The sequence below is a fragment of the Aeromicrobium phragmitis genome, from assembly GCF_003674095.1.
GTDB classification, from domain to species: Bacteria; Actinomycetota; Actinomycetes; order Propionibacteriales; family Nocardioidaceae; genus Aeromicrobium; species Aeromicrobium phragmitis.
The window spans coordinates 1-374 of sequence record NZ_RDBF01000164.1 but is presented as its reverse complement, the minus strand read 5'-3'; the positions used below and the strand labels follow the sequence as shown (position 1 = coordinate 374).

Sequence of the window (374 nt, the reverse complement as noted above, 5' to 3'; positions counted from 1 at the left end):
CGGCGGCGTCACGCTCGACACCATCGGCGACATCGCGAAGACCGGCGTCGACGTCATCAGCGTCGGCGCGCTGACCCACGGCGTCCGCGCCCTCGATCTCGGGCTCGACGTCCGGGTGCGGCAGTGAGCTACCTCGACGAGGCGGCCACAGCTCCGGTCCGCCGCGAGGTTCTCGAGGCGATGTGGCCGTACCTCACGCAGCAGTTCGCCAATCCGGCCAGCCAGCACGAGCCGGGCAAGCTCGCCGCCCGCGCGCTGGAGGATGCCCGGGCGAGGGTGGCCGCCCGCCTCGGGGCCCGGCCCTCGGAGATCGTGTTCACGTCGGGCGGCACCGAGGCCGACAACGCGGCCATCAAAGGCGTCGCGCTCGCGGC

The 374-nt window shown here is 73.8% G+C and carries 1 protein-coding gene and 1 pseudogene; both read left to right on the top strand.

The window, feature by feature from the left end; translation table 11 throughout:
- Window positions 1-127, top strand: a pseudogene (locus tag D9V41_RS16785) (carboxylating nicotinate-nucleotide diphosphorylase); the annotation flags it as partial.
- The coding region (locus tag D9V41_RS16780) for an aminotransferase class V-fold PLP-dependent enzyme (RefSeq protein ID WP_121795631.1) at window positions 124-374 on the top strand (251 nt) is incomplete at its 3' end. The pseudogene D9V41_RS16785 and the gene D9V41_RS16780, both read left to right, overlap by 4 nt.